This is a genomic window from Olavius algarvensis spirochete endosymbiont, from assembly GCA_900608495.1.
GTDB lineage: Bacteria > Spirochaetota > Spirochaetia > DSM-2461 > DSM-2461 > UBA2779.
Window position 1 is genome coordinate 1 of record UWYT01000147.1, and the last position, 511, is coordinate 511.

Consider the following 511-nt stretch of genomic DNA (forward strand, 5'->3'; position numbering starts at 1 on the left):
AATCACGCCGGCAGATAGAATAGAAGATAGAGTGGTAAGCACCTTTGCCGGCAGCGAATGGGGTTATACTGATGCCATTGGTACCGCGGCACGATTTAAACTCCCCTACAGCGTGGCTGTGGACTCATCCGACAATGTCTATGTGGCAGATCGTGTCAACAACCGCATCCGGAAGATAGAGTACAAGGTGCCCTAGGCAGCGGCAAGTCAGATCATGTGGATGGTACCGGCAGCACGGCACCTCATGTCAATGTGGTATCTTTTAGAACTGCCTCTTGATGCGAAGACCGGGGCTGGTTATCGCTTTGAAAGTAGACGCTGAGTTTGAAAAAACTCCTGAATTCCCTGGTGAATCGGGATGGATTAAGTTGTAACAATGCTTTAGACTACAATCGGCTAGTAGATTAGTGAGGATGAGGAATTATGAATAGATTATCCAGTATCCCGGTTCTGGCTCTTATGAGCCTTTTGATATCCTGCAAGGTTTTCGAGAACACCAGTACGGAATCCG

The 511-nt window shown here is 47.9% G+C and carries 1 protein-coding gene; it reads left to right on the forward strand.

Annotated elements, in window-relative coordinates; translation table 11 throughout:
• Window positions 1-196 (forward strand): hypothetical protein (locus tag S1OALGB6SA_RS03940; RefSeq protein ID WP_230204403.1); only part of this gene is annotated, 196 nt, incomplete at its 5' end.
• Window positions 197-511 lie beyond the last annotated feature (315 nt).